The 24,622-nt window shown below is 70.3% G+C and carries 25 protein-coding genes and 2 pseudogenes; 16 read left to right on the top strand and 11 right to left on the bottom strand.

Annotated elements, in window-relative coordinates; translation table 11 throughout:
• Positions 1-25 precede the first annotated feature (25 nt).
• The 4 genes from GLX30_RS04200 (at position 26) to GLX30_RS04185 (ending at position 3,469) form a co-directional block, all read left to right on the top strand.
• On the top strand, positions 26-781 hold the full coding sequence (locus GLX30_RS04200) for a (Fe-S)-binding protein (RefSeq protein WP_159683685.1): 756 nt from the start codon (positions 26-28) through the stop codon (positions 779-781).
• Positions 778-2,268 (top strand): LutB/LldF family L-lactate oxidation iron-sulfur protein, encoded by a 1,491-nt coding sequence (locus tag GLX30_RS04195; RefSeq protein ID WP_159683682.1) that lies wholly within the window; start codon positions 778-780, stop codon positions 2,266-2,268. The genes GLX30_RS04200 and GLX30_RS04195 overlap by 4 nt, the downstream gene beginning before the upstream one ends.
• On the top strand, positions 2,265-2,933 hold the full coding sequence (locus GLX30_RS04190) for an LUD domain-containing protein (protein ID WP_159683679.1): 669 nt from the start codon (positions 2,265-2,267) through the stop codon (positions 2,931-2,933). Before GLX30_RS04195 ends, GLX30_RS04190 begins: the two co-directional genes overlap by 4 nt.
• An 83-nt stretch (positions 2,934-3,016) precedes the next feature.
• A complete protein-coding gene (locus GLX30_RS04185) occupies positions 3,017-3,469 on the top strand; it encodes a YbhB/YbcL family Raf kinase inhibitor-like protein (RefSeq protein WP_159683676.1) in 453 nt (150 codons plus the stop codon).
• A gap of 103 nt (positions 3,470-3,572) precedes the next feature.
• Here the strand turns inward: GLX30_RS04185 and GLX30_RS04180 are convergent, their stop codons facing one another.
• The 4 genes from GLX30_RS04180 to GLX30_RS04165 form a co-directional block, all read right to left on the bottom strand.
• Positions 3,573-3,803, bottom strand: coding sequence for a hypothetical protein (locus GLX30_RS04180; RefSeq protein WP_159683673.1), 231 nt, complete (start codon positions 3,801-3,803; stop codon positions 3,573-3,575).
• 101 nt (positions 3,804-3,904) lie between these two features.
• Entirely contained in the window at positions 3,905-4,462 is a 558-nt protein-coding gene (locus tag GLX30_RS04175; RefSeq protein WP_159683670.1) for a hemerythrin domain-containing protein, read from the bottom strand.
• Between the two features lie 411 nt (positions 4,463-4,873).
• Positions 4,874-5,740, bottom strand: a complete 867-nt coding sequence (locus GLX30_RS04170) for an AraC family transcriptional regulator (protein ID WP_159683667.1) — start codon at positions 5,738-5,740, stop codon at positions 4,874-4,876.
• A 294-nt stretch (positions 5,741-6,034) separates the two neighbouring features.
• On the bottom strand, positions 6,035-6,928 hold the full coding sequence (locus GLX30_RS04165) for an AraC family transcriptional regulator (protein ID WP_159683664.1): 894 nt from the start codon (positions 6,926-6,928) through the stop codon (positions 6,035-6,037).
• 49 nt (positions 6,929-6,977) lie between these two features.
• Between GLX30_RS04165 and GLX30_RS04160 the strand changes: the two genes are divergently transcribed.
• Positions 6,978-7,409 (top strand): DUF2000 domain-containing protein, encoded by a 432-nt coding sequence (locus GLX30_RS04160; RefSeq protein WP_159683661.1) that lies wholly within the window; start codon positions 6,978-6,980, stop codon positions 7,407-7,409.
• A 285-nt stretch (positions 7,410-7,694) separates the two neighbouring features.
• Here GLX30_RS04160 and GLX30_RS04155 read toward each other — a convergent pair whose 3' ends face one another.
• Positions 7,695-7,991 carry a hypothetical protein gene (locus GLX30_RS04155; protein ID WP_159683658.1) on the bottom strand — a complete coding sequence of 99 codons (297 nt, stop codon included), beginning with the start codon at positions 7,989-7,991 and terminating at the stop codon, positions 7,695-7,697.
• A gap of 126 nt (positions 7,992-8,117) precedes the next feature.
• Here GLX30_RS04155 and GLX30_RS04150 point away from each other — a divergent pair, with 126 nt between their 5' ends.
• Positions 8,118-8,519 (top strand): hypothetical protein, encoded by a 402-nt coding sequence (locus tag GLX30_RS04150; protein WP_159683655.1) that lies wholly within the window; start codon positions 8,118-8,120, stop codon positions 8,517-8,519.
• On the opposite strand, the gene GLX30_RS04145 is transcribed toward GLX30_RS04150, so the two are convergent.
• Positions 8,494-9,144: an orotidine 5'-phosphate decarboxylase / HUMPS family protein gene (locus GLX30_RS04145; RefSeq protein WP_159683652.1), complete on the bottom strand. Its 651-nt coding sequence runs from the start codon at positions 9,142-9,144 to the stop codon at positions 8,494-8,496. The two genes, GLX30_RS04150 and GLX30_RS04145, sit on opposite strands and share 26 nt — an antisense overlap.
• Before the next feature lie 17 nt (positions 9,145-9,161).
• On the bottom strand, positions 9,162-10,145 hold the full coding sequence (locus GLX30_RS04140) for an alpha/beta hydrolase (RefSeq protein ID WP_159683649.1): 984 nt from the start codon (positions 10,143-10,145) through the stop codon (positions 9,162-9,164).
• Between the two features lie 314 nt (positions 10,146-10,459).
• Between GLX30_RS04140 and GLX30_RS04135 the strand changes: the two genes are divergently transcribed.
• The 4 genes from GLX30_RS04135 (at position 10,460) to GLX30_RS04120 (ending at position 16,443) form a co-directional block, all read left to right on the top strand.
• Positions 10,460-12,268 carry a hypothetical protein gene (locus GLX30_RS04135; protein ID WP_244257999.1) on the top strand — a complete coding sequence of 603 codons (1,809 nt, stop codon included), beginning with the start codon at positions 10,460-10,462 and terminating at the stop codon, positions 12,266-12,268.
• A 142-nt stretch (positions 12,269-12,410) separates the two neighbouring features.
• Complete coding sequence (locus GLX30_RS04130) at positions 12,411-13,952, top strand: hypothetical protein (RefSeq protein ID WP_159683646.1); 1,542 nt, start codon at positions 12,411-12,413, stop codon at positions 13,950-13,952.
• A gap of 334 nt (positions 13,953-14,286) precedes the next feature.
• Positions 14,287-14,532, top strand: coding sequence for a DUF6332 family protein (locus tag GLX30_RS04125; protein ID WP_159683643.1), 246 nt, complete (start codon positions 14,287-14,289; stop codon positions 14,530-14,532).
• Between the two features lie 285 nt (positions 14,533-14,817).
• A complete protein-coding gene (locus GLX30_RS04120; RefSeq protein ID WP_159683640.1) occupies positions 14,818-16,443 on the top strand; it encodes a cellulase family glycosylhydrolase in 1,626 nt (541 codons plus the stop codon).
• A gap of 74 nt (positions 16,444-16,517) precedes the next feature.
• Here the strand turns inward: GLX30_RS04120 and GLX30_RS04115 are convergent, their stop codons facing one another.
• Positions 16,518-16,946, bottom strand: a complete 429-nt coding sequence (locus GLX30_RS04115) for a nuclear transport factor 2 family protein (protein WP_159683637.1) — start codon at positions 16,944-16,946, stop codon at positions 16,518-16,520.
• Between GLX30_RS04115 and GLX30_RS04110 the strand changes: the two genes are divergently transcribed.
• Complete coding sequence (locus GLX30_RS04110) at positions 16,938-17,372, top strand: helix-turn-helix domain-containing protein (protein ID WP_244257998.1); 435 nt, start codon at positions 16,938-16,940, stop codon at positions 17,370-17,372. The two genes, GLX30_RS04115 and GLX30_RS04110, sit on opposite strands and share 9 nt — an antisense overlap.
• A gap of 146 nt (positions 17,373-17,518) precedes the next feature.
• Here GLX30_RS04110 and GLX30_RS04105 read toward each other — a convergent pair whose 3' ends face one another.
• Complete coding sequence (locus tag GLX30_RS04105; RefSeq protein WP_159683635.1) at positions 17,519-17,782, bottom strand: type B 50S ribosomal protein L31; 264 nt, start codon at positions 17,780-17,782, stop codon at positions 17,519-17,521.
• Positions 17,783-17,942: 160 nt separating this feature from the next.
• On the opposite strand from GLX30_RS04105, the gene lpdA reads away from it, so the two are divergent.
• Entirely contained in the window at positions 17,943-19,343 is a 1,401-nt protein-coding gene (lpdA, locus tag GLX30_RS04100; RefSeq protein ID WP_159683632.1) for a dihydrolipoyl dehydrogenase, read from the top strand.
• 43 nt (positions 19,344-19,386) lie between these two features.
• On the opposite strand, the gene GLX30_RS04095 is transcribed toward lpdA, so the two are convergent.
• Together GLX30_RS04095 and GLX30_RS04090 are read right to left on the bottom strand one after the other, a co-directional pair.
• Positions 19,387-19,641 (bottom strand): helix-turn-helix transcriptional regulator, encoded by a 255-nt coding sequence (locus GLX30_RS04095; protein WP_159683629.1) that lies wholly within the window; start codon positions 19,639-19,641, stop codon positions 19,387-19,389.
• Positions 19,641-20,138, bottom strand: a complete 498-nt coding sequence (locus tag GLX30_RS04090) for a DUF2975 domain-containing protein (protein WP_159683626.1) — start codon at positions 20,136-20,138, stop codon at positions 19,641-19,643. The genes GLX30_RS04095 and GLX30_RS04090 overlap by 1 nt, the downstream gene beginning before the upstream one ends.
• Positions 20,139-20,866: 728 nt before the next feature.
• Here GLX30_RS04090 and GLX30_RS34985 point away from each other — a divergent pair.
• The 4 genes and pseudogenes from GLX30_RS34985 to GLX30_RS04075 all read left to right on the top strand — a co-directional run.
• Positions 20,867-21,286 (top strand): annotated as a pseudogene (locus tag GLX30_RS34985) (RICIN domain-containing protein); the annotation flags it as partial.
• A gap of 64 nt (positions 21,287-21,350) precedes the next feature.
• Positions 21,351-22,081, top strand: a pseudogene (locus GLX30_RS34980) (pectate lyase).
• 184 nt (positions 22,082-22,265) lie between these two features.
• Positions 22,266-23,828 carry a pectate lyase gene (locus GLX30_RS04080; RefSeq protein ID WP_159683623.1) on the top strand — a complete coding sequence of 521 codons (1,563 nt, stop codon included), beginning with the start codon at positions 22,266-22,268 and terminating at the stop codon, positions 23,826-23,828.
• Positions 23,829-23,982: 154 nt separating this feature from the next.
• Positions 23,983-24,582, top strand: coding sequence for a DUF998 domain-containing protein (locus tag GLX30_RS04075; protein WP_159683621.1), 600 nt, complete (start codon positions 23,983-23,985; stop codon positions 24,580-24,582).
• The last annotated feature ends 40 nt before the right edge of the window (positions 24,583-24,622 follow it).

Genomic DNA, 24,622 nt, shown 5'->3' with positions numbered 1-24,622 from the left:
CCCGCCTGCCGACGAAGGAGCCGCATTGCGTGTCGCCCTGTTCATCACCTGTGTCAACGACACGCTCTATCCGGAAACCGGCCGGGCCGTGGTGAGGCTCCTGACCCGGCTGGGCGTCGACGTCGACCACCCGCTCGGCCAGACCTGCTGCGGCCAGGCGCACTACAACACCGGCTACCGGCACCAGGCGGAGCCGCTGGCCCGGCACTTCGCCGACGTGTTCGGCGCCTACGACGCGATCGTCACACCGTCGGGGTCCTGCGCGGCGATGGTGCGCGAGCTCTATCCGCGGATGGGTGAGCGTGCCCGTGCGGAGGGCCGCGGCGACACGCTGGCCCGCACCCTCGCGCCGGTGGTGCCGAAGACGTACGAACTCACCGAGTTCCTGGTGGACGTCCTGGGCGTCACGGACGTGGGCGCCTACTACCCGCACACGGTCACCTACCACCCGACGTGCCACGGACTGCGCGGCCTGGGCCTCGGCGACCGGCCCCGGCGTCTCCTTGAAGCGGTCGGCGGCCTCGAGCTGACCGAACTGCCCGGGGCGGAGGAGTGCTGCGGCTTCGGCGGCACGTTCGCGGTGAAGAACGCCGACGTCTCGGCCGCGATGGGTACCGACAAGGTCATGAACGCGGCCTCGACCGGCGCCTCCGTGCTGTGCGCGGCGGACAACTCGTGCCTCATGCACATCTCGGGGACGATGACCCGACTGGGGGTCGGCATGCGTCCGGTCCACATCGCCGAGATCCTGGCGAGCACACGAGAGGAGCCTTCGGCATGAGCGGCACGTTCGTCGGGATGCCCGCATTCCCGAAAGCGGCGCACGACGCCGTACACAATGCGACCCTGCGCGCCAACCTGCGGCACGCCACGACCACGATCCGCCGTAAACGGGCCGACGCCGTCGCCGAGTTGTCCGACTGGGCGGCCCTGCGTGAGGCCGGCAAACAGATCAAGGACCACACGCTCCGTAACCTGGACCGGTATCTCGAGCAGTTGGAGAGCGCCGTCACCGCCGCCGGCGGCACCGTCCATTGGGCCGCCGACGCGGACGAGGCCAACCGCATCGTCACCGGCCTGGTGAAGGCCACCGGCGAGAAGGAGGTCGTCAAGGTCAAGTCGATGGCCACCCAGGAGATCGGCCTCAACGAGGCACTCGAGGCGGCGGGCATCCGCGCCTACGAGACCGACCTCGCCGAACTGATCGTGCAACTCGGCGACGACAGGCCCTCCCACATCCTGGTCCCGGCCATCCACCGCAACCGTGGCGAGATCCGCGACATCTTCCGCTCCGAGATGATGCGATGGGGCCGCCCCGCCCCCGACGGTCTCACCGACACACCCGCCGAGCTGGCGGAGGCCGCACGGCTGCATCTGCGCGAGAAGTTCCTCCGCGCGAAGGTCGGCGTCTCCGGCGCCAACTTCATGGTCGCGGAGACCGGAACCCTTGTCGTGGTCGAGTCCGAAGGCAACGGACGCATGTGCCTGACCCTGCCGGAGACGCTGATCTCCGTCGTAGGGATCGAGAAGACCGTCCCCACCTGGCGTGACATGGAGGTGTTCCTCCAGACGCTGCCCCGCTCCTCGACCGCGGAGCGCATGAACCCCTACACCAGCATGTGGACCGGCACCACCGACGGCGACGGCCCACGCGCCTTCCACCTCGTTCTCCTCGACAACGGCCGCACCGACACCCTCGCCGACGCCGTCGGCCGCCAGGCGCTGCGCTGCATCCGCTGCTCCGCGTGCCTCAACGTCTGCCCCGTCTACGAGCGCGCCGGCGGGCACGCCTACGGGTCGGTGTACCCCGGCCCGATCGGCGCGATCCTCAGCCCCCAACTGCGCGGCACGGGCAGCGACATCGACGCGTCACTGCCCTACGCGTCCACACTGTGCGGCGCCTGCTACGAGGTGTGCCCCGTCGCCATCGACATCCCCGAAGTGCTCGTACACCTGCGCGAACGCGTCGCCCAGGGCGGACCGGTGACCCGGGCGGGCACCAAGGTCGTCCTCAAGCCGGCCCGGGGCCACGCCGCCGAGCGGGCGGCCATGCGCGCCGCGCGATGGGCCCTCACCCACCCCGGCGCGGTGCGTGCCGGCCAGCGCCTGGCCGCCCGCACCCGGCGCTTCCACCCCAGCCGGCTCCCCGGCCCCGGCAAGGCGTGGACCGCGACCCGTGAACTGCCGACGGTGCCACGGGAGTCGTTCGGAGCCTGGTGGAAACGCACGGACGGCGGAACACGCGACGGAAAGGGCGGCAGCCGGTGAGCAGCAGGGACCTGATCCTCGGCAGAGTGCGGCACGCCCTGGCGGACCTGGCGGCGGACCCGGCACCGTACGCACAAGCCGTCGAGCGCACCTACCTGCGCGAGCACGGCGAACGCACCGTCGAGCAGACCGTCGCGCTGCTCGCCGAGAACCTGGCGGACTACCGGGCCGTCGTCCACCGGTGCACAGGCAGGCAGATGGCCGGCACCCTGGCGCGGCTGCTGTCCGCCCGGGGCGCGCGGACCGTCCTCGTACCGGCCGGCCTGCCGTCCGACTGGCTGACCGACGTCACTGCGGACCGCGTCCCGGACAGCCTGTTGAGCACCGCGTACGACCTGGACCGGGCCGACAGCGTGATCACCGGCTGTGCGGTCGCCGTCGCGGAGACGGGCACGATCGTCCTGGACGGCGGGCCGGACCAGGGCCGCCGCCGTATCACCCTCGTGCCCGACCACCACATCTGCGTCGTCCGCGTCCCTGGCCAGGTCGTCTCCTCCGTCCCCCAGGCGCTGGAACGTCTCGACCCGGCACGCCCCCTGACCTGGATCTCCGGCCCGTCGGCCACCAGCGACATCGAACTGGACCGGGTCGAGGGCGTCCACGGCCCCCGCAACTTGGAGGTCCTTCTCGTGGACGGACAGCCGGCGGCCACGGACGAGAGCTGACAGGCCCTGCCGCCCAGGGGAGCGCCTCCGCCACTTGGGCCCCAGAGCTGGCGGACGGCGCCGCCGGGGGATACCGCTGAGGCATGGCTGGGATCGAACTGCACACAGCGGCATTCAACGACCACGCACTCGTCCCGCGACGTCACGCGCGGGACGGCGACAACATCTCCCCACCCCTGACCTGGTCCGGCGTGCCCGACGGAACGGCGGAGCTGCTCCTGCTCTGCGAGGACCCCGACGCACCCTCCGGCACTTTCGTCCACTGGCTCGTCACCGGCATCGACGCGGCCGACGGTTCCGTGGAAGCCGGCGAAACACCCCCAGGCGGCACGCCCCGGACCAACGGCTTCGGGGACACAGGCTGGGGAGGACCGCAACCACCCGTGGGCGACGAGGCCCACAGGTACTTCTTCCGCCTCTACGCCCTTCCCGAGCCCGTCACACTCCCCGACAAGGCCACCGCCGACGACGTCCACCGCGCCGTGGACAAGACACAACTGGCCAGCGGCACGATCGTCGGCCTCTACCAGCGCTGACCGCAACGGCGGGCGCTGGATCCTCCCGCGGTACACGGCCGGGCCCCGCCGTGGGAACGGCGAGGCCCGGGAGCGACCGGCCGGCCGAGGCGCCCGAACCGGCTCAGGTGCCGAGGCGCGAACGCAGCAGTTCCTTGCCGAGCTCGGCCCCCTTGCGGCTGTCGGCCTGCGCCTTGCGGAACAACTCGACGATCTCGGTGTCGTTGTCGCGTTCCGCGTCCTTGATGTAGGTCTCCATCCGCAGCGCGTTGTTCAGGCACGCCTCGACGTACCAGATCAGGTTGTAGTGCTTGTCCTTCGTGCCGGTGATCTCGCCGGTTTCGCTGGTGCTCATGGTGTCGGTTCCTTTCTCTGTGCGATTCACGTGGTGCATGTGGTCCATGCGGTTCGTGCGGTCGGTCGGGGAAACGGGAGCCATCGGACCGGGAGCCGGTCTCAGTGGTGACGGCCGGTGATCAGGTCACGGGCCCGGTCCACTAGGCCGGCCCCGGGAGCAAGGAGCTTGTTCGCGGGAGGCGTGTCCGGAGCGGCGGGGTGCGGGCGGGTCGGCGCCGTCTTCTTCGCCCGGCGGATCTTCTCGCCCAGGTCGGCCAGCATTTCGGGGGTGCAGGCGTCCGCCAGGAGCGGGAAGAGCCGGTTCTCCTCGTCCCGCACATGCTCGGCGACCTCGAGCTTCAGCTTCGCGACCAGGTGGTTGAAATCGATGTGGTCGGGTTCGAGGCCCTCGAGCTCCTTCAGCATCCGCTCGACGCCGGCATGGTCCTCGATCTCCTTGTCGGCGAGACCGTCACCCCCGTCGACGTGGCGGCGCACGGCCGGATACAGGTACTCCTCCTCGGCGACGGCGTGCCGCACCAGTTCCACCGTCAGCTCGTCCACGAGCTGCCGGCGGCGTGAGTCCGCCACCGGCTGCATCTCGATCCGGGCGAACAGCGCGTCCACCTCTCGGTGGTCCGCCGTGAGTTCCTCGATGACGTTCCCGCCGTGTCCCATGCCGGTCCCTTCTTGATCCTCGGCCGGAGCCGAGCAGATCGGTTCACCGTGGCAGCGCGAGTACCCAGAGTCCTGGCCGACACGCACGCGAGCGGTGAAGCAGGGCAATTCGGGCGACACCGGCGTCCGAGCGGCCGCGCCGCTCGCTTCTGCCGGGGGCCGCAGGGGGACTGGCGGTGAGCGCCGGTGAGCGGAGCAGTTCGCCGGTCGGCTGCCCTCGGCGGCGGGGCAGCCGCTCGTTGCTTCCCGGCGGACGGCCGTCCGGACCCGAGGCGTCTCGAGTGCCCGCCGTCACGACCCCTGGAGCCGGGAGGCTGTCCCGTGCCGCTGTGCCGCTGTGCCGCCGTGCCGTCCCGCCGTCGCGCCCCGTGCCGGGGTGCGACGGCGGGACTCCGGGCCCGGCGAGCACGCTCAGAGCGCGGACCGCTCCACGGGGATCCACAGTTCTGCGTCCGCCTGCGTCCCGTCCGCCGACAGGCTCACCCGCAGGATCTCGGGCCCTGGCCTGCTCCGGTACGGGTTGGAAGGGAACCACTGCGTGAACACGTCCCGCCACAGGAACTGCAGAGCCTGCGGGAACGAGCCCGAGCTCTCGAACACGGCCCACGTCCCCGCCGGAACAACGAGGACGTCCGTGCCCTCCGGCGCCTCGGCACCGGTCACCACACCGTGGTAGTAGTCGAGTTCCGTCCCCTCCGCCCGGCTCGGGTCGAGGTCGTCGCTCACCGCGACGATCCCCTTCGGCTCCTGGTCGGACAACTCCGCGAGCCGCCGGACCGTCTCCTTGTCGATGCCCCGGATGAACTCGGCGATGGCCGGGTTCACCCCTTCATGGACAAGAGGAACGCGGGCCTTCATACCGACCACCCGGAACTCCTCCCTGTCCACAACCCTGTACCGCATACTGCCGCTCCCTTCGACGGTGAGACGGAAGGACAACCGCTGCTGGGACCGCAGAGCCGCACCTGTTCGCCGGGCCTCACCCGGACCGACGCCGTGCACGGCCCGGAAGGCCCGCGCGAACGCCTCCCCGGAGCCGTAGCCGTAGCGCACCGCGATATCCAGAAGCGTCCGCCTGTCGGCGAGCACTTCGGCCCCCGCGACGGTCAGCCGCCTGCGCCGGACGTACTCCGACAGCGACATCCCCGCGAGCGCGGAGAACAGTCGGCGGAAGTGGTACTCCGACGTCATCGCCATGCGCGCCAGGTCGGCCACGTCGATTTGCTGATCGAGACGGCTCTCGATGTGCTCCATGGCCTGGTTCAGCCGCTCCAGCACCCCGGCCTCCCTCCCTTGACGACACTCACGCTAGGAGGGGTCCATCCTGTCGGACCCGACATCCTGTGCCCGGTCCGGTCGGGTACGGCGAGCCCCGGCCCCCGTGCCCCCGCCCACGGCGGATCCGGAACCCGGCCCGGCCACCTCGGCGGCGACGAAGCGCACGCGCCCCGCCGCAACCGCCGCTACCTGCGACGAAGATGCTCGCGATCGACGATGCGGAGGCATCGAGGAGGCCCTGACGCGCGCGGACCAGGAAGCGTTCACCCGCGAGCCGGCCAGGCCGCGTCGGCGTCAGCCGGCGGAGAACCGCCCATGAGCCGCCGACGCTCCCGGGAGTGGAGGACGAGGACCGGAGGCCGGGTCACGGGGCTCGGCGGTCGGGCGGCCGATCATCCTGGCGAAACGCCCGGGAGTCACGCCAACCAGGCGTTTGAAGTGGCGGTTCAGGTGCGACTGGTCGTAGAAGCCGGCCGCGGGGGCCACCTCCGTCGGCGGCCGGCCGTCGAGCAGCAGCCTCCTCGCCCGGTCGACCCGGCGGGCCATCAGGTACTGGTGCGGTGCGATGCCGAACGCGCCGCTGAACGCCCGGACCAGGTGCGTGGGATGGGCGTGCAGCAGCTTCGCCGCCTCGTCCAGGGTCACCCCGTCCAGCAGCCGTTCGTCGAGGAGGCCCCGCAGGCCGTGGGCCACGCTGCGCGCGGACGGCTGCGCCCGCGGGCCGTTCTCGAGCCGCGGCCGCAGGTGCGTGCGCAGCCGTTCACGAATGAGGGCGAGCCGGCTCTGCGCCTCGAGCTCACCGCCCGGCTCCGCCAGCGCGCGGTGCAACTGGCCCACACGACGTCGCAGGAGCGCGTCGACGAGATCGGGCCCGTCCACCGCCGGCCCGATGAAGCTCTCGTCCAGCTGACTCAGGTCCATGTACAGGACTCGCTTGCGGAAGCCGTCCACGGTCGCCGGTGAGCCGTTGTGCGGCACCTGCGGCGGGAGCAGGGACACCGTGTCGTTCGGGGTGCCGCGCTCATGCCGGTCCAGGTGGTAGCGGACCGCGCCGTCGTCGACGATCAGCAGCGTCCACACGTCGTGCACGTGCATCGGGTACGTGTGCTCGGTGAAGTGCGCGTGGAAGACCTCCACCACACCCGGGATCTGCGGTCGCCACGCGGAGACCTGCTGGTGGGCCACCATGCAAGGAATGTACAAGACGGCGCCGAGGGGTCGTCGGCAGTCTCGGAGCATGACGAACGACCACGCTCCCGTACGCTTCGACACCAAGATCGCCGTACTGCTCCGTGAGGACCTGGAGACCTGGCAGCGGCTCAACGTGACCGCGTTCCTGGTCAGCGGCCTCGGCTCGGAGCATCCGGAGGTGATCGGCGAACCGTACGCCGACGCCGACGACACCCCGTACCTGCCGATGCTCCGGCAGCCCGTCCTCGTCTTCGAGGGGACGAAGGAGACGCTCACCGCGGCGCACAGCCGTGCCGTCTCCCGCGCCATGTCCTGTTCGGTGTTCACCTCCGACCTCTTCACCACCGGCAACGACCGGGACAACCGCGCCGCCGTCCGGGCAGTGCCCAAGGACCAGCTGGACGTGGTGGGCATCTGCGTCCACGGACCGCGCAACGCGGTCGACAAGGTACTGAAGGGCGCCCGGATGCACCCCTGACGCCCGGCAGACGCCGAAGGCGCCCGCTGGTGCCTGGTCGACGCCCGGCCGGGCCACGAGTCGACCGCACCGACCGGGCGCTCCGTCCGAGCGGGGATCGGGCGGGACCGGGCGGGACCGACGGCAGGGCCGGGAACGGTGGCGCAGAGTGCAGCGCGCAGGGTCTTGAGAGCGCGCCTACTGGGGAACCGGCGCACAAGCGTGTGACCGGGCGTGACCCTGCGCTGGACGTCGCGAAGTGCGGAAGCGGAACGGTGGAAGGCGGCGGAACGCGGAACGTCGTGCTCAGCGGCCGCGCGGCGGGCGCTGAGCCTGCACGATCAGCAGGACGCCGCCCAGCAGCACCGCGGCACCGGACATCGTGACCCCGGAACGGAGGCCGTCGGCCTCGACCAGCACGGCTCCGGCGACCTGGATGACGAGCGCGAGAGCGATCGCCAGCTGCGCCCAGCCGAAGAGATGCGGACGGACGATGTACTGCCGCTGCACGGGCAGCAGCCAGCCCCGCCGGAGCGCAGCCACTCCACTGACGGCGACGAGCAGCGCCATCAGTCCGAGCGGTATGCCGAGATACAGAGCCATGGTTCGCCCCCCTTATGCCGAGATCATGGCATGCCGACCGCGCGCCTGACTACATCGTTCTCGCACTTCGCGCGGGGTGCAGGCGGTGAGCGGCCGTTGTCGGTGCCGGCTGGGAAGATCACCGGCATGACACCGTTGCGTCTCACCGACATCGAGCGAGCCGTTCGCGACAGCTGGAGTGCCGACACCTGCACACCCGAGTTCCGATCACGCTGGAGCCCTGACAACCCGGCCCGGGACCAGTGCGGCGTGACCGCGATGGTGCTCAATGACCTCATGGGGGGCGAACTGGTCCGAGGGGAGGTCCACGTCGACGGAGAACGCGTGGACTTCCACTGGTGGAACCGCCTCGGCATGGGCATCGACGTCGACCTCACCCGGGAACAGTTCCGGCCGGAGGAGACAGTCACCGGCGGAGTCGTCGTTCCACGACCGCCCGTCACCGAATGGCGTCGGCTCCGCGAGGAGTACGAGCTCCTCCGCGCCCGTGTCGTGGACAAGCTCAACCAACTGCAGGCGACGATGTAGGCGGCACGCCGGGCCGGAAGGTGAGGAAGAGCGGCTGCCCGACCGGCCGGCACCCGCGAAGCGCGCGCCCGCTACGAAGCGATGTCGGCGCGGACGGCACGGAACGCGGCCGCCGGGTCCGTGGCGCGCGTGACCGTCCGGCCACGACGACATGGGAGGCGCCGGCGGCGACGGCCGCACGGGGAGTGTCGGGCCGGGCGTGCTCGGCCGGTGACTCACCGGGCAACGCTACTCCGGGCGTGACGATCAGGGCACCGCTGCCCAGCACACTCCGCAACACCGCGACGTCCTGCGGCGAGGCGATCACACCGTGGCAGCCGGCCTTGTCCGCCAGCCGCGCCAGCCGTAGCACCTGCTGCTGCACCGGATCGTCGACCCCGGTGTCGGCGAGATCCGCGCCGGTCATGCTGGTGACCACGGTCAGGGCGAGGACGCGCAGGCCGGGGAAGCCGCGGGCGGCGTCGACGGCGGCCCTCATGATGCCCGCACCGCCCATGCTGTGCACGGTCACCATGAAGACCCCCAGGGCTCCCGCGGCCCGCACCGCAAGGAGCGGCTCTTCTTCCTCGATGACGACGACCCTGATTTGATCCGCGCTGCGTCGTCCGGACGCGCTCAGCGGCAATTCTGTACCGCAACTACTCACCCGGTGATGCCCGGTGACACTCGCTCGACGCTGCGGCAGTACGGCAGTCCGTGCAGAGGCCTTTCGGCGAGGAATCGGGTGATCAAGTCGGCGACTTCCGCTGTCCGTTCCAGGATCAGCATGTGATCGGCGTCGCGGACCTCCGCGTGCCAACTGTCGGCACACGCCGCCGCCATCTGGCGGCACAACGCCGGCGTGGTGAACGAGTCGTACTCGCCGGTCACGGTCAGGACCGGCGCACGAGGCGGCCGGCTGGTGTCGAGAGCCTGATGGGTGAGCAGGCGCAGGGTGTTGGTGTGCATCTGGTGGGCCTCCGCCTCGGAGAGGTTGGCGATGCGGCGCAGCAGCAGTCTGCGGACGCGGGCGCCGTTGGGGATGTCTGGGAGGCGTTCTGGCGTCATGAGCAGGTCGACCGTCGCGTGCGCGTAAGTCTCCAGGTCTCCGGCGGCCAGGTGCTCCAGAGTGCGGCGCATCGCGGCCTGAGCGTGGTCGGGGATGGCAGTCATCGTGCCGACCAGGACCATACGCCCCACCCGGTCCGGGTAGCGCCGGGCGATCTCGTAGGCGATGGCGCTTCCGTAGGAGCCGGCGAGCACGTTGACCTGACCGGCACCCCACCCGTCGAGCATGTGGCAGACCGCGTCGGCGAGGAAGTCGACGCCGTAGGTTTCGGGCAGCAAGTCGGCTGCTCCCCAACCCGGGGGGTCGACGGTGAACACGTCCATGCTCCCGAGGAACACCTCTTCGCAGCGCCCCCAGGACTCCTTGCGCTGGAACGCACCGCCGATGAGCAGCACGGGCGGGAAGCGGGGGGCCGATGCGCGGACCGCACGTGATTCGCAGGAGAAGCCCTGCCAACAATGTTCTCGCACGAGTGCCTCGCCCGGTGGCGGAGCGGTCTCGGCGGGGAGATGCGGCGTCTTGAGCGGCGTGCCGGGGTAGATCACGCGAGGTGAACGATCTTCGAGGTCCGGAGTCACGGTAGCGCCCCTTGACCTGCGGGCTGCTGCCGGGTGGCTCCACCCTCCCGACTCCGATGGGCATCGGGCGCCGCTCCCGATCGACCCCGAGGTCACCCCCTGCTGAAGGGCCTGACCGGACCACCCTCGTCGCCCGGAGGCGGCGGCCCGGTGCCGGCTTCGGAAGGCACGGCGAACAGTTCGTCCACAACCCTCTGCCCAGCGGCACCGGTCGGGTAAGTTCCCTCTGTGCACGGTGAGTTGATCTCATGATGCTCGGCTGGCAGGGGAGGCGGGGGAGCGCCATGGGCGGGAGACTGTACGGTCAGCAAGCCTTGCAGGAAGGGTTCGTCCCCCGGCTGGTCGGACTGCACCACAAGGACGGGTACCAGGTCCCCTTGGCGTATCCCAAGGGCGCGCCCGTGGTACGGATCGTCGGCGGACGCGGAAGCGGCAGGACCGCCCTGCTGGGCGCCGTCCATGACGCGTACAACGGCCGGGTGCCGCTCGCAAGGGTCGACCTCGAGGCTCCCGGCTTCGGTGAGCCCGGTGTCGCCGACGGCGACGACGACGTCCCCAACGCCTCCCGCATCACCCACCTGCTGTATCTCCTCGCCTACAAACTCGGCCTGGAAGTACGGCACTTCGGCAGGTCCCTGGTCTTTCCCCGACTGTCTCTTGGCCTTCTCGTCGTCACCGCCTGGCGCCCGCTGAACAGCGACGGGACCGATGTGCGGCCGCCCGATCTGCGTCGCGCGGAGGCCGATCTGCGCACCCTCATCACCGCGGAGGACCCCGACGTCCGACGCCGCAGGGAGAGCCTCGGCCGCTGGTTCGACGTCGTCACCGACAATCTCCCGCAGGTCCTGTCCGTCGTGCCCGGCCTCGACAGCATCGCCGGGATCGTCCTCGACACCGCCCGGGCGCAGCTCGTCAAGAGCGAACCGGACAAGGGTGCGCTCGCCTGGTGGGGCGGACGGCTGCACCGTTCCCAGGGCTACCAGGGCGACTCGCTGCAACGGCTCTTCCAGTTCGTCCGCGGCTTCCGCAGACTCGACGACCGACGGCGCACCGCCGAGGAACATCTCGTCGCCGCCCTCCTCGACGACATCGACGCCAACTACGGCACGCTGCGCCGGCTCAACAAGAAGCCCAGGCCGCTGCTGCTCCTCGACAACGCCCACACCGGCGTCGGCCGCACCGTCCTCGACCTGCTCGACACCCGGCGCGCCGCCCCGGGCAAGGACCCGACGCGGCCCGTCGTCCTCGCCACCCTCCTCGGCAAGGGCCACGGGCACCCACCGCTGAGCGAGGTCGGCGGTGACGCGGTACCGCAGGCCCGGCCCCTGGTGCTGAGCATCCCCGACATCGAACCGGCCCACATAGCGGAGATGCTCAGCCCCGTCGACTACCCCGACCATCTGCCCCGCGTCGTCGCCCGCTACAGCGGCGGCCGGGCGGCGAGCGCCCGTATCCTCGCGGACGCGGCCGTGCAGCGTGTCCAGGAAGCGGGCACGATACGCAGCGGCGAACTCCTCGACGAGGCCGCGCCCGCGCTCCTCGGCAAACTGCTGCCCGATCCCGTGATGCGGGAGCGCCTGGTACTGCTGTCCGCCGCGGCCGCCCCCGCCACCCGGCGCGGCCTGTGGACCTTCGCCCATCCCGAGGACCACTCGGAGGACCTGGTCGCCGCCCGGGTCCGCGAGGCCGACGACTACCGCACCCGCTCGTTCCTCGAAGGCGACCGCGCGCTCGAACTGCTGTTGCGCCACCGGCTGGCCGCCATCACCACCCACGAGCGCTGGCGCGACACCCAACTGCGCCTGCGATCCCTGTGCGACACGCGCAGCGACACCTATATGCACCACACGCTCGCCCTGGGCCGGGTCGAGGAGGTGGTGTGCGTCCTGCACCACCGGTTCACCGTCGCCCCGCCCGCCGAGTGGCTGACCGCGCTCAACCTGATCTGCGCCGCCCCCCACCCACGAGAGGGCTACGAACCTCCCGCCTCGAGCCCCACTCTGTCGTGCACGGCCTGCGGCAGCGACGTCCCCGGCCCGCACCACGAAGCCGTGGCAGCCCTGGTGCCCCTGCTCTGGCGGCTTTCCGACCCGCTCACCCTCGCCCCCGCGAGGACGAACTGACCACCGTCCGCATCGCGCTGGAGACGCTGTACGGCAACAAGGCCGCTCATGCCGCCTATCGCGAGGCGTCCGCCGCCTGGCCGGCCCGTCTGCGGGCCGGAACACAGGCTCCCGACCTGCCCGTCCAGGAAGGTGCCGCGTCATGACGTCGTTCATCGCAAGACTCCCCGGCGGACCGCTCACCAAGGCGGCCGGCCTCGTCGTCGCCCTGGCCGTGCTCGGCGCCGCCGTGTGGACCGGCATCGTCGTCCTCCGGCCGGACCCGTCCTGCGGCAAGGGCGTCGAGGAACGCGGTATCGAGGGCGCCCGGGAATGCACAGGCGTCACCGACGGCAGCTTCGTCTTCGCCGCCAACCTCAAGGAGGTCAGCGCGCGGATCAAGGCCGAGAACGAGCGGATCAAGGACGAACCGCACGTCTCCGTCGCGGTGATGCTGCCGATGGCACCGGCCCAGGCCTTCGAACAGCAGAAGACACTGCACGAGGTGCAGGGCGCCTACCTCGCGCAGTACCGCGCGAACCACGACTCCAACAGCAAGAAGCCGGCGATACGGCTCCTGCTCGCCAACCCCGGCCGCAGCCACGGCCACTGGAAGCCCGTCGCCGAACAACTCGGCGCCATGTCCGAGTCCACGACCGACAACCTCCGGGTCGTGATCGGCTTCGACGTCTCCACCGCCGCCACCCAGGCAGCCATCGGCCATCTCACCCGGGAGCGTGGCATTCCCGTCGTGGGCGGTCCCATCACCGCCGACGACTCGGGCAACAGCCCCCAGCGGCCCGATGCCTACCCGGGCCTCGCCCGGGTGGTGCCCACCACCACCGACCAGGCCAAGGCCCTGTCCCACTTCAACAAGGACATCGACCCCGAGCGCACCCTGGTCGTCGAGGACATCCGCACCGGCGACAACTACGTCGACGCGCTCAAGCGGGCCTTCGCCGAGCGGACCCTCGGATCGCCACGTGCACCCGAGCAGTACCGCGCGCCCGAGGAGTTCCACGAGGAGGGCACCACCGCCAACGCCTTCGACCAGATGGTCGACACCATCTGCACCTCGGCCGCCGAGGTCATCTACTTCGCCGGACGCCCCGTCCAGCTGCGGCAGTTCGTCAATGAACTGGGCAACCGGGGCTGCACCGAGAAGAAGTACACCGTCATCACCGGCTCCGGCGCCTCCACCCTGTCCTCCGACAAGCTCCTCGACTGGGACGCCTTCCGCAAGGGAGTGACCCTCCAGTACGCCGCCGTGGCCCACCCGGATGCCTGGACCGGCCCCAAGGCCCCCGCCACCGGCGGCTCGGCGGCCGCCTACCGCACCCTGGCCGAACTCGCGACCAGCGAAGAGGTCGGAAACATCGGCCCGGTGGAACTGACCGACTCGCGGACCATCACCTTCTACGACGCCGGTCTCACCGCGATCACCGCCGTCCGGATGCGCGACGACGGCGACCCCGTCATCCCCACCCTCGGCCGCATCAGCGACGCGTGGCTGCGGCTGCACGGCATGGGCAAGGTCGACGGTGCCAGCGGCTGGATCTGCCTGGACAACTACGGAAACCCCTACAACAAGGCGGTCTCCGTGGTGGAGCTCGCGCCCGACGCCCCCGGCCGCATCCGATTCGTCGGCCTCGCCTGGCCGACCGGGCGGCCCACTCCGGCGGACTGCACCGCGAGCCGCACCTGACACGGCACGGCGGCCGGACACCCGCGGAGGGGCGTCCGGCTGCCGCAGGTCGTCGCGCTCAGCGCCGCCCGCCCGTGCGACCGGCCGAGGCCTGACCTGGAACCGGGATCCCGTCCACATGACGCGCGATGCAGGCGATGGTCCGGACGTCGGATCAGCAGGGGAGCGACATGGCCCGCCGAACTCCAATGCAGCAGGGTGCCCGCGCCGATGTCACCGACCGCGTCCGTGCAGCACATCGACCCTCGCACATCCCCGCCGGAAGCCACGGCAAGCCCCACCGGGGCGGCCCGAACTCATGGACCGCGGGGGGAGGTAGTGCCATTCTTGGCCCATGGGAGCAGGACGGCGGAGCCAGGCCGAACGGGACGACATCACGGTGGAGATCGGCTACGCGCTGCTCAGCGCCTGCTTCCTCGGCGGCGTGGTGTTCGCGGCGGTCGCCGGCCCTACCGCTGTCTGGACCCTCCCTCAGGCGGTCGAGAGATACGTGCGGGCCACGGGAGCCGCGGTCGCCGGCGTTCTCGCGCTGATCCGCGTCGTCCATGTCCTGTGGCGGCACGAGGCTCGGCGCCGCTGACGTACGGGCGGCGTTCCGGCTTTCGGACCTGGCCGCCATGAACCTGTCGCTCCGGGACATCACCCGTCATGCGTCGGACATCTTGACGTGCTCCTGACGCCATGGCTTTATGGGAGCGCTCCCATAGATCGGATGTCCACGTCTTTGGCCCCCACTTCTGGAGTCACAGTGAGAGCAGCGAGAGGCACGACAGGAACGAGAAGTACGAGCAGAAGCGCGACCGGAAGACCGGCGGGAGGCGCCCCAGCAGGGGCTACAGGAAGCGCCACCGCGCGAAGCTCCGTCGTGGCCCTGCTGGCCGGACTCGCCGTGGTCCTCGGGTTGCTCCTGCCCGGCCCCTTCGGTGCGACCGCCGCGCAGGCGCAACCGTCCGATGTCCGCGCCCCCGGGCTCCACATCAGCGACGGCCGACTGCTCGAAGGCAACGGCAACGACTTCGTCATGCGGGGCGTCAACCACGCCCACACCTGGTACCCCGGCGAGACGCAGTCGCTGGCCGACATCAAGGCGCTGGGCGCCAACACCGCACGGGTCGTCCTCTCCGACGGACACCGCTGGACGGAGAACGGCCCCGCGGACGTGGCGGCGGTCGTCGCGGACTGCAAGGCCAACCGGCTGATCTGCGTGCTGGAGGTGCACGACACCACCGGTTACGGCGAGGAGGTGGCCGCCGGCACGCTCGACCACGCGGCCGACTACTGGATCGGTCTGCGCGAGGTGCTCACCGGCGAAGAGGACCACGTCGTCATCAACATCGGTAACGAGCCCTGGGGCAACACCGACCCGTCGGGCTGGACCGCTCCCACGACCGCCGCAGTCGAGAAGCTACGCAACGCGGGCTTCGAGCACACGATCATGGTGGACGCTCCCAACTGGGGCCAGGACTGGCAGGGCGTCATGCGGGCCAACGCCCGGTCCGTGTACGACGCCGACCCCACCGGGAACCTGATCTTCTCGATCCACATGTACAGCGTCTTCGACACCGCCCAGGAGATCACCGACTACCTCAACGCGTTCGTCGACGCCGGACTACCCATCCTCATCGGCGAGTTCGGAGGACCCGCCGACCAGTGGGGCGACCCGGACGAGGACACCATGATGGCCGCCGCCGAGCAACTCCGGCTCGGCTACCTCGCGTGGTCCTGGAGCGGTAACACCGACCCGGTCCTCGACCTGGCCATCGGCTTCGACCCGAGCCGGCTCAGCTCCTGGGGCGAGCGCATCTTCCACGGCGCGAACGGCATCGCCCAGACCTCCCGCGAGGCCACCGTCTACGGCGGCGACCCTGGCGACACGCAGGCCCCTACCGCTCCCGGTACCCCGACCGCCTCCGCCGTGACCGCCGACTCGGCCACCCTCGCATGGCCCGCCGCCACCGACGACGTCGGCGTCACCGGATACGACGTCGTCAGCGTCGCCGGCGGCTCGGAGACCAAGGTCGCCGCGTCCTCCTCCACCACGGCCACGGTGACCGGCCTGACCGCCGGCACCGCGTACACCTTCGCCGTCTACGCCCGCGACGCGGCCGGGAACCGTTCGGCCCGCTCGGCAACGGTGACCGTCACCACGGACGAGGGCGGCACCCCTGGCGCGGGCTGCGCCGTCGGGTACCGCGTCGTCAACGAGTGGCCGGGCGGCTTCCAGGGCGAGATCGTCGTACGCAACAACGGCGCAGACGCCATCAGCGGATGGACGCTGGTCTTCCGCTTCGCCGACGGTCAGCGCGTCGCCAACATGTGGGGCGGAACCCCGGCCCAGGACGGCGGCACGGTGAGCGTCACCCCCGCCTCGTACACCTCCGCCATCGCCGCCGGCGGTTCGGTGACCGTCGGTTTCACCGCCACCAAGGGCGGCGCCAACTCCTCGCCGACCGCCTTCACGCTCGACGGCACCAGCTGCGTCACGGCGTGACCTGACCGTTCGGCGACCGCCGGCCGGTTCTCCCGGCCTCCGAGCTGAGCGACCCTTCCCCGGGGCGGGGTCGCTCAGCTTCGGGTCGGGTCCCGGACCGGTTCCGTGCCCTGTGCCACACCGAACGGGTTGTCGATCGCGTAGCGCCAGCATCCGTCCGCGCCGCGACGGGCCACGTCCGTTGCGGTGCCCTCGATCCGGACGGGGTCCCCGTCGGGCGTGCTGCCGGCGATGACGAAGTCCACGATCAGCAGCGCCAGGTCACCGACGACGTACGTCTGACGTGGCGCCACCCGGATCGGGACACGCAGCCGGAGGAAGTCCCCGTTGGCACGGAGGCGACCTGCCCCGGTGACCATGTGACCGGGCGTCGGCACGAAGCCCGCATCGGGCTCGTAGAGCTGGTCGAGGACCTCCGGATCGAAGGTGTTGAAAGCTCGCTCGAAGGCGTACGGGTGCTCGGCGGCGCTGGTCGTCGGCGCCACACTGGTGGGATGCGTCATGTGGCAAGCGAACAGCCCGCGGAAACAGGTAACCAAACGGAAACCCACGCCGCGTGGGACGGGGAACTGGTTCCCGGCCCGCGGGGCCGCACCCGACGGCCGGAGGCCGACTGCCCCGTCGAGGTCGCCCTCGCGGCGGTCTCGGGCCGTTGGACCACACTGCTGCTGCGGGAGTTGATGGGCGGGCCGCGCGGCTTCATGGAGCTGCGGTCCCTGCTCCCGGAACTGTCGGCGAAAGTGCTGACCGACCGGCTCCGAGCACTCCAGGACAGCGGCTTGGTGGAGGTGGAACGCAGGCGCGGCTTCCCTGTTCGCACGCGATATGCCCTGACGGACGCCGGCCGGTCGCTGCGGTCGCTGCTCGTCGAGCTGTACGCCACAGGGGAGGAACTGCTGCGCCTGGGCGGGCAACCGGACGGAGGGTGAGCCTGCCCGGCCGACCCACGCGTCACGCACCGTGTCCGCCGCCTTTGACACGTCCCGGCCACAGGGCCCGCCGGCTCCGGCGTAGCGGCGCTGCCTCACGGCCGCGGAAGGCGACAACGACGGGTCGTGCGCGACAGGTACCGCCCTCAGCCGCCGCTGCTCTCCGCGGCGTCCCCGTATCGTTGACGGAACTTGGCGATCTGTCCCTGAGGGTCCACGGCGCGGGCTTTGCCCGTATGGAAGGGATGGCTTTCGGACGAGATCTCGACATCGATGACCGGATACGTCTCGCCGTCGTCCCACTCGATGGTCTCGTCGCTGCGCGCGGTCGACCTGGTCAGGAACGCGTAGCCGGCGGCGCGGTCACGGAAGACCACGGGGCCGTAATCAGGGTGCTTGTCCTGCTGCATCGCTTCTCCAGCCGTGTCGGGACGCCCCCTGCCACCGTCGCACACGGGGGCCGGTGATGCAGCGCGACCCCAACAGTGGGGGAGCGGGCCTGCGGGGTGCACAGCCACATGCCGCACGGCGATACGCGGCTCGCGCGACCGACACCCCTATCGTGCTGGTATGAGTGCACACTTCGATGTCGTGGTTCTCGGCGCAGGTCCTGGCGGCTACACGGCGGCGGTCCGCTGCGCCCAACTCGGAATGTCGGTCGCGGTGGTGGAGGAGCGGTACTGGGGCGGTGTGTGCCTCAACGTGGGGTGCATTCCCTCGAAGGCGCTGCTGCGCAATGCCGAGTTGGCCCATCTGTTCACCCATGAGGCGAATACCTTCGGGATCCACGTCGAGGGCCAGGTCACCTTCGACTACGGGGAGGCGTTCCGGCGCAGCCGGAAGGTGGCCGACGGACGCGTCAGAGGCGTGCACTACCTGATGAAGAAGAACGGCATCACCGAGCTCGACGGAACGGGCGTCTTCACCGACGCCCACACCATGCGGGTCCGGCGCTCCGACGGCACGGAGCAGACCGTCGACTTCGATCACTGCATCCTCGCCACAGGTGCGACGACGCGGCTGCTCCCGGGCACGAGCCTGAGCGAGCGGGTGGTCACGTACGAGGAGCAGATCCTCAGCGACCGGCTGCCGGGGAGCATCGTCATCGCCGGCGCGGGCGCCATCGGCGTCGAGTTCGCGTACGTGCTGCACAACTACGGCGTGCAGGTCACGCTCGTGGAGTTCATGGACCGGGTCGTTCCGCTGGAGGACGAGGAGGTCTCCGCGGAGCTGGCCCGCCGCTACCGCAAGCTGGGCGTCAACGTGCTGACGTCCACGAGGGTCGAGGCGATCAACGACGAGGGCCCGCAGGTGCGGGTGCATGTGACGACGGGCGGGCAGCGGCAGGTCCTCGAGGCCGACAAGGTGCTCCAGGCCATCGGCTTCCAGCCGCGGGTGACCGGTTACGGCTTGGAGAGCACCGGCGTGCGCCTGACCGATCGCGGGGCGGTCGAGGTCGACGGGCGCTGCCGTACGAACGTGCCGCACATCTTCGCGATCGGCGATGTCACGGCACGGCTCATGCTCGCGCACGCGGCGGAGGCCATGGGCATGGTGGCCGCCGAGACCATCGCTGACGCGGAGACGATGGAGCTCGACTACACCATGATCCCTCGCGCCACCTACTGTCAGCCGCAGATCGCCAGCTTCGGCTGGACCGAGGCACAGGCGCGAGAGCACGGCTTCGACGTACAGGTGCAGAAGTTCCCCTTCACCGCCAACGGCAAGGCCCACGGGCTCGGTGATCCCTCCGGCTTCGTGAAGATCCTCAGCGACGGCCGGCACGGGGAACTGCTGGGCGCCCACCTCATCGGCCCGGAGGTCACCGAACTGCTGCCGGAACTGACCCTGGCCCAGCAGTGGGACCTGACGGTGCACGAGGTCGCCCGCAACGTGCACGCGCACCCCACGCTCGGCGAGGCCGTGAAGGAAGCGGTCCACGGGCTGGCAGGCCACATGATCAACATGTAGCCGTCCGCCGCGTCAGCGGTTCGTCGTCGGCGTCCGGTCCGCGTCAGCCGCCCGTCGCGTCGGCGGTCCGCTCCCCGTCGGCCGTCCGCTGGGGAGTCGGTTCCCAGCGCAACAGGTCTCCCGGCTGGCAGTCGAGTGCCTCGCAGAGCGCGGCGAGCGTGGCGAAACGCACCGCCTTGGCGCGGCCGTTCTTGAGCACCGCCAGGTTGGCGGGGGTGATACCGACGCGTTCCGCGAGCTCGCCCACGGACATCTTGCGCTTGGCGAGCATCACGTCGATGTCGACGGCGATCGGCATCAGATCACCTCGTCCAGCTCGGCCTTCATCCGGGCCGCCTCGACGTCGCGCGCCACGGCCTGGGCGAGCAGCATCCGCATCACGAGCACGACGAGCGCGACGCCCAGGACCGCCAGGCCGGCCCCGCCCACCAGCAGGACGATGCCGGGGGCGACGGCTTCGCCCGGCGCCAGGACGGCCCCGAACGTGAACACCAGCAGGGCGGCCGCCACCACAGCGCCGATCACGATGTCCACGTACCGGAAGGCGGCGTGGGAGAACAGCGTCCCGCGCCGCACCATCGTCACGAGCCGCCACACGCAGACCAGCACCACCTCGACCGTCACGATGCCGAGGACCATGAGCACAAGGACCGGGGTGCGCAGGTGTGCGACGTCCGCGTCGAGCTCCTTCATGTCGATGGCCAGCAGGGGCACCATCACCGCCTGCACGAACACCGAACCGGCGAGCAGCGCCACGATCACGGCGCGGAGCGCGAACACTGTCAACTTTCCCATCGCTTCCCCTTCAATCGAACTGCGACGGAAATCTATCGAGAATCGATAGGCAGGACAAGCTGTTCAGGTCTTCCCCGGAGTTTTGCGGCTCCTGAGAGCATCCGTTGGTACCGGGCGCCCTGATGGCCCTGGGCCCGAACCGCCCGCTGCCCCATCCAGGGGCCACTCGGGCGACGTCGACCTTTCGGGAGCCTCGCGGGCGGCGACGTCAGCCGTCCAGGAGCAGGGCGCGGCATCCGTGCGACGTGGATGAGGCCGCAGCGCTCCCGACCGGGCCGTACAAGGCCGGCCTGGAGGTCCGCGGCATGTCCGTTCGGCGTGGTGATTGTTCAGCCCACGGAACATCGGTTCGAAACCGCTGTATAGAAAGCGCTTGCGAGAATCATTGACATGCCCACATCTCGCCGCCACTCTGGGTCGCACCATCAGCGGTTCGTTCGGGAGTCCGGCTGAACCGGTTGACGTATTGACCGACCGTCAGTCATGGCGTACCTTCCTCCGCGGTTCTCATACACGAACGTCATTCAATATGGAGAACAAGCTCGCGAGTCCATGATGGTCTCTGCCACTGCCACCATCCATCGACCGGTACCTGCGGCCGACACCGCAGGCGGTGAAAGGAATGCCGAGTGAGCACACGGAACCACCATCGAAGAAGGCGCGGTCGTGCCGCCGCCTCTGTCGCAGCAATCACCGCCCTGATCGGCGGCGGCCTCTCCGCGCTGTGGATGACCGGCTCCGCGTCGGCCGCGGCGTCGGCCGGCTCGTACACCTTGAAGAACGCCAACAGCGGACTGTGCCTGGCGGTACCCGGCGCGAACACCTCCGCCGGTGTCCAGCTCGCCCAGAACACGTGCAGTGCCGCCGCCGATCAGACCTGGAAGCTTACGGCCTCCGGCAGCGGCTGGACCCTGGCCGCCGCCCACAGCTCCAAGTGCGCCGGTGTGCGGGGCGCCTCCACCAGCGCGGGCAAGCCGGTGGAGCAGCAGAACTGCGGCGGTACGGCGACCCAGGTCTGGAAGTTGACGCAGGTCAGTGGCGACACCTATCAGGTCGTCAACAGCAACGGCGGCAAGTGCCTGAACGGCAAGGACAGTTCGACGGCCGCCGGCGCCCTGGTGCAGCAGAACTCGTGCGACTCGGTGACCAGCAAGAGGTGGACCTTGACGGCGTCGGGCACGACCCCCACGGACCCGCCCACGGACCCGACCGATCCGCCGACGGATCCGACGGACCCGCCCACCGACCCGCCGGGGTCGTGGCCGACGGCCGACGGAAGCCAGGCGGTGAACTCCACCATCTCGGTGACGGGTACTTACGACGGTGGCATGAAGCGCTTGTACGGCAGCGGTGACCTGGGCAGCGACGGCCAGAGCGAGAGCCAGCCGCCGATGCTCCGGCTGGCCGACGGCGCCACCCTGCAGAACGTCATTCTCGGTGCCCCCGCCGCGGACGGCGTCCACTGCGACGGCACCTGCACGCTCAAGAACGTGTGGTGGGAGGACGTCGGCGAGGATGCCGCGACCTTCCGCGGCAGCTCCTCCTCGACGGTCCGCACGGTGGAGGGCGGCGGCGCGCGGAAGGCGGCGGACAAGGTCTTCCAGCACAACGGCGCCGGCACCCTGATCATCAAGGACTTCCAGGTCGAGGACTTCGGGAAGCTGGTCCGCTCGTGCGGCAACTGCTCCACGCAGTACGCCAGGCACATCCAGATCCTGAACACCAAGGTCACGGCCCCGGGCGACACCCTGGTCGGCATCAACACCAACTACGGAGACACGGCACGGTTCTCGGACATCGCGCTCCACGGGGACCCGGGCCGCGACATCGACATCTGCACGAAGTACAGGGGTACGACGAGCGGCGAGCCCACCAAGATCGGCACGGGAGCGGACGGCACGAACTGCTTCTACGCCTCGTCCGACATCCGCTACGCCGACTGACGCGAGTACATCGACTGACGCGACCCGCGACCCGCGACCCGCGACCCGCGAGCCGCGGTGCCCCGTGCGCCGCGGCCGCGGCGTCCCGAATCCCCTGAAGGCCCCGAAGACACCGGGCGGCCACCGGAACAAGCACGGCACGCAGCAGAACACCCCCCATTCGAAGACGAAAAACGAGGCGAACATGAAACATCCAGTCGCACTACGACTCTCCGCGGCCCTGGCCACGGGTGCCCTCGCGGCCGCGGCCGGTGTGGCTCTGACGACGCCCGAGGCGTCGGCAGCGACCGGTGGCGCCACCGGCTACGCCACCCAGAACGGCGGGACCACCGGTGGAGCGGGCGGCCAGTCGGTGCGGGCCACCACGGGGACCGCGATCCACGCCGCCCTGTGCAACCGGGCCAGCAGCAGCACCCCGATCACCATCCAGGTCGAGGGCACCATCAACCACGGCAACACCAGCAAGGTCTCGGGCGCCAGTTGCAACACCGCCGACGGTGTGATCGAGCTCAAGCAGATCAGCAACGTCACGATCGTCGGCGTCGGCGGGGGAGCCGTCTTCGACCAGGTGGGCATCCACCTCCGCGAGGCCCGCAACATCATCATCCAGAACGTGACCGTACGGAACGTCAAGAAGTCGGGCTCGCCCACGTCCAACGGCGGAGACGCCATCGGCATGGAGAGCGGCGTCCGCAACGTCTGGGTCGACCACACCACGCTGGAGGCGTCGGGCGGTGAGTCGGAGGGCTACGACGGCCTCTTCGACATGAAGGACAACACCCAGTACGTGACCCTGTCCTACAGCATTCTGCGCAACTCCGGCCGCGGTGGCCTCGTCGGCTCGAGCGAGAGCGACGTGTCGAACGGCTTCGTCACCTACCACCACAACCTGTACGAGAACATCGACTCCCGTGCGCCCCTGCTGCGCGGCGGCATCGGCCACATGTACAACAACCACTACAAGAGCCTCAACGAATCCGGCATCAACTCCCGTGCCGGCGCTCGCGCCAAGGTGGACAACAACTACTTCGAGGACTCCAAGGACGTCCTCGGCACCTTCTACACGGACGCGGCCGGCTACTGGCAGGTCGGCGGCAACATCTTCGACAACGTGACCTGGTCCGGCCCGGGCAGCGACAACAACCCCGCCGGCCCGGACCCGAAGTCCAACACGACCGTCAGCATCCCGTACTCCTACAGTCTCGACGGAGCCGACTGCGTGCCCGGCGTCGTGAGCCGGACGGCAGGCGCGAACAAGGGGCTGCGGGTTTCGGACGGCAACTGCTCGCCGCAGACGCCGGCACCGACGACCCCCGCCCCCACCCCGACGACCCCTGCGCCGGACCCCACCACCCCCGCGCCCACCCCGACCCGGCCCAGCGGGACCAACCTCAGCATCGGGGCCGGCTCCGACGGCACCGGCAAGGCCGGCGGGACGAGCTACGGCAACGTGCGGGACGGTGATCTGAACACCCACTGGTCGCCGGCCGGCTCGACCGGTTCCGTCTCGGTCAAGTGGGGCTCCGCCACCACGGTGTCGAAGATCAACATCCGGGAGGCGTCGGGCTCCGTGGGCAGCATCGGATCCTGGAGGGTCGTCAACCACGACACCGGCGCCGTACTGGCCTCCGGCAGTGGTGCCGGCGTGATCAACTTCCCGTCGACGTCGATGCAGAAGATCACCTTCGAGATCACCGGCTCGACGGGAACGCCGCGACTCGCGGAGTTCGAGACCTACGCCGGCTGACGGGGCGCGCTGCCGTCCGGCGGGTCCGGCTCCCCGGACCCGCCGGACCACTGCCGCGTCGTGGGACGGGACTGCCGCCGCCTCGGACCCGATCGGTCTCCACCCACCTGCGTGTTCGCGGCGGAGGAATGGTGAACCGCTCTACGGTGGGCTGATGCGAGCTGTTCCCAGGTGGGCCCTGATCTCGTCGGGGTGTGCCCCTGTCGTCATGGTCGGGGGCTGGACGGTCGCCGCACTGCTGCAGGGCCCGGCCTACGATCCCGCCACGCAGACGATCAGCGTTCTGGCGGCCTACGGCTCCGAGGGATTCTGGGTGATGACCGGAGCGCTCCTGGCCCTCGGTCTCTGCCACCTGTTCACCGCCTGGGGGTTGCGCCCGGCCGCACTCGCCGGACGTGTGGCGCTGGGCGGCGGCGGGCTGGCGGCGTTCGCTGTGGTCCTGATCCCGGCGCCGAGCAGTGGGGGGTCCCTCCGGCACGGGTCGGTCGCCGCGGTGGGCTTCACCCTCCTTGCGGTGTGGCCGGTGCTGGCCGCCGATCGCGGCGGAGCCGCACCATGGGGACTACGGCCCCTGCCTTCCCTCGTCGTGACCGCTCTGATGGGCCTCGGTGCGCTCTGGTTCCTGATCGAGATACAGCGTCACGGCGTCACCGGAGTCGCTGAACGCCTTGTGACCTGCATCCAGTCACTGTGGCCCTTGGTGGTCGTCGCCTCCTGCCTTCTGCATCCCGAAAACAAGGGGCCATCGAAGTGACCGCGGCAGGCAGTCGTATGCGGCCGGGAGCGGGCGAGGC

Origin of the sequence: Streptomyces sp. Tu 2975, assembly GCF_009832925.1 — a bacterium.
Classification (GTDB): domain Bacteria; phylum Actinomycetota; class Actinomycetes; order Streptomycetales; family Streptomycetaceae; genus Streptomyces.
Note: the sequence above shows the minus strand (reverse complement) of the source record. Positions and strands in the feature narration are given on the sequence as shown.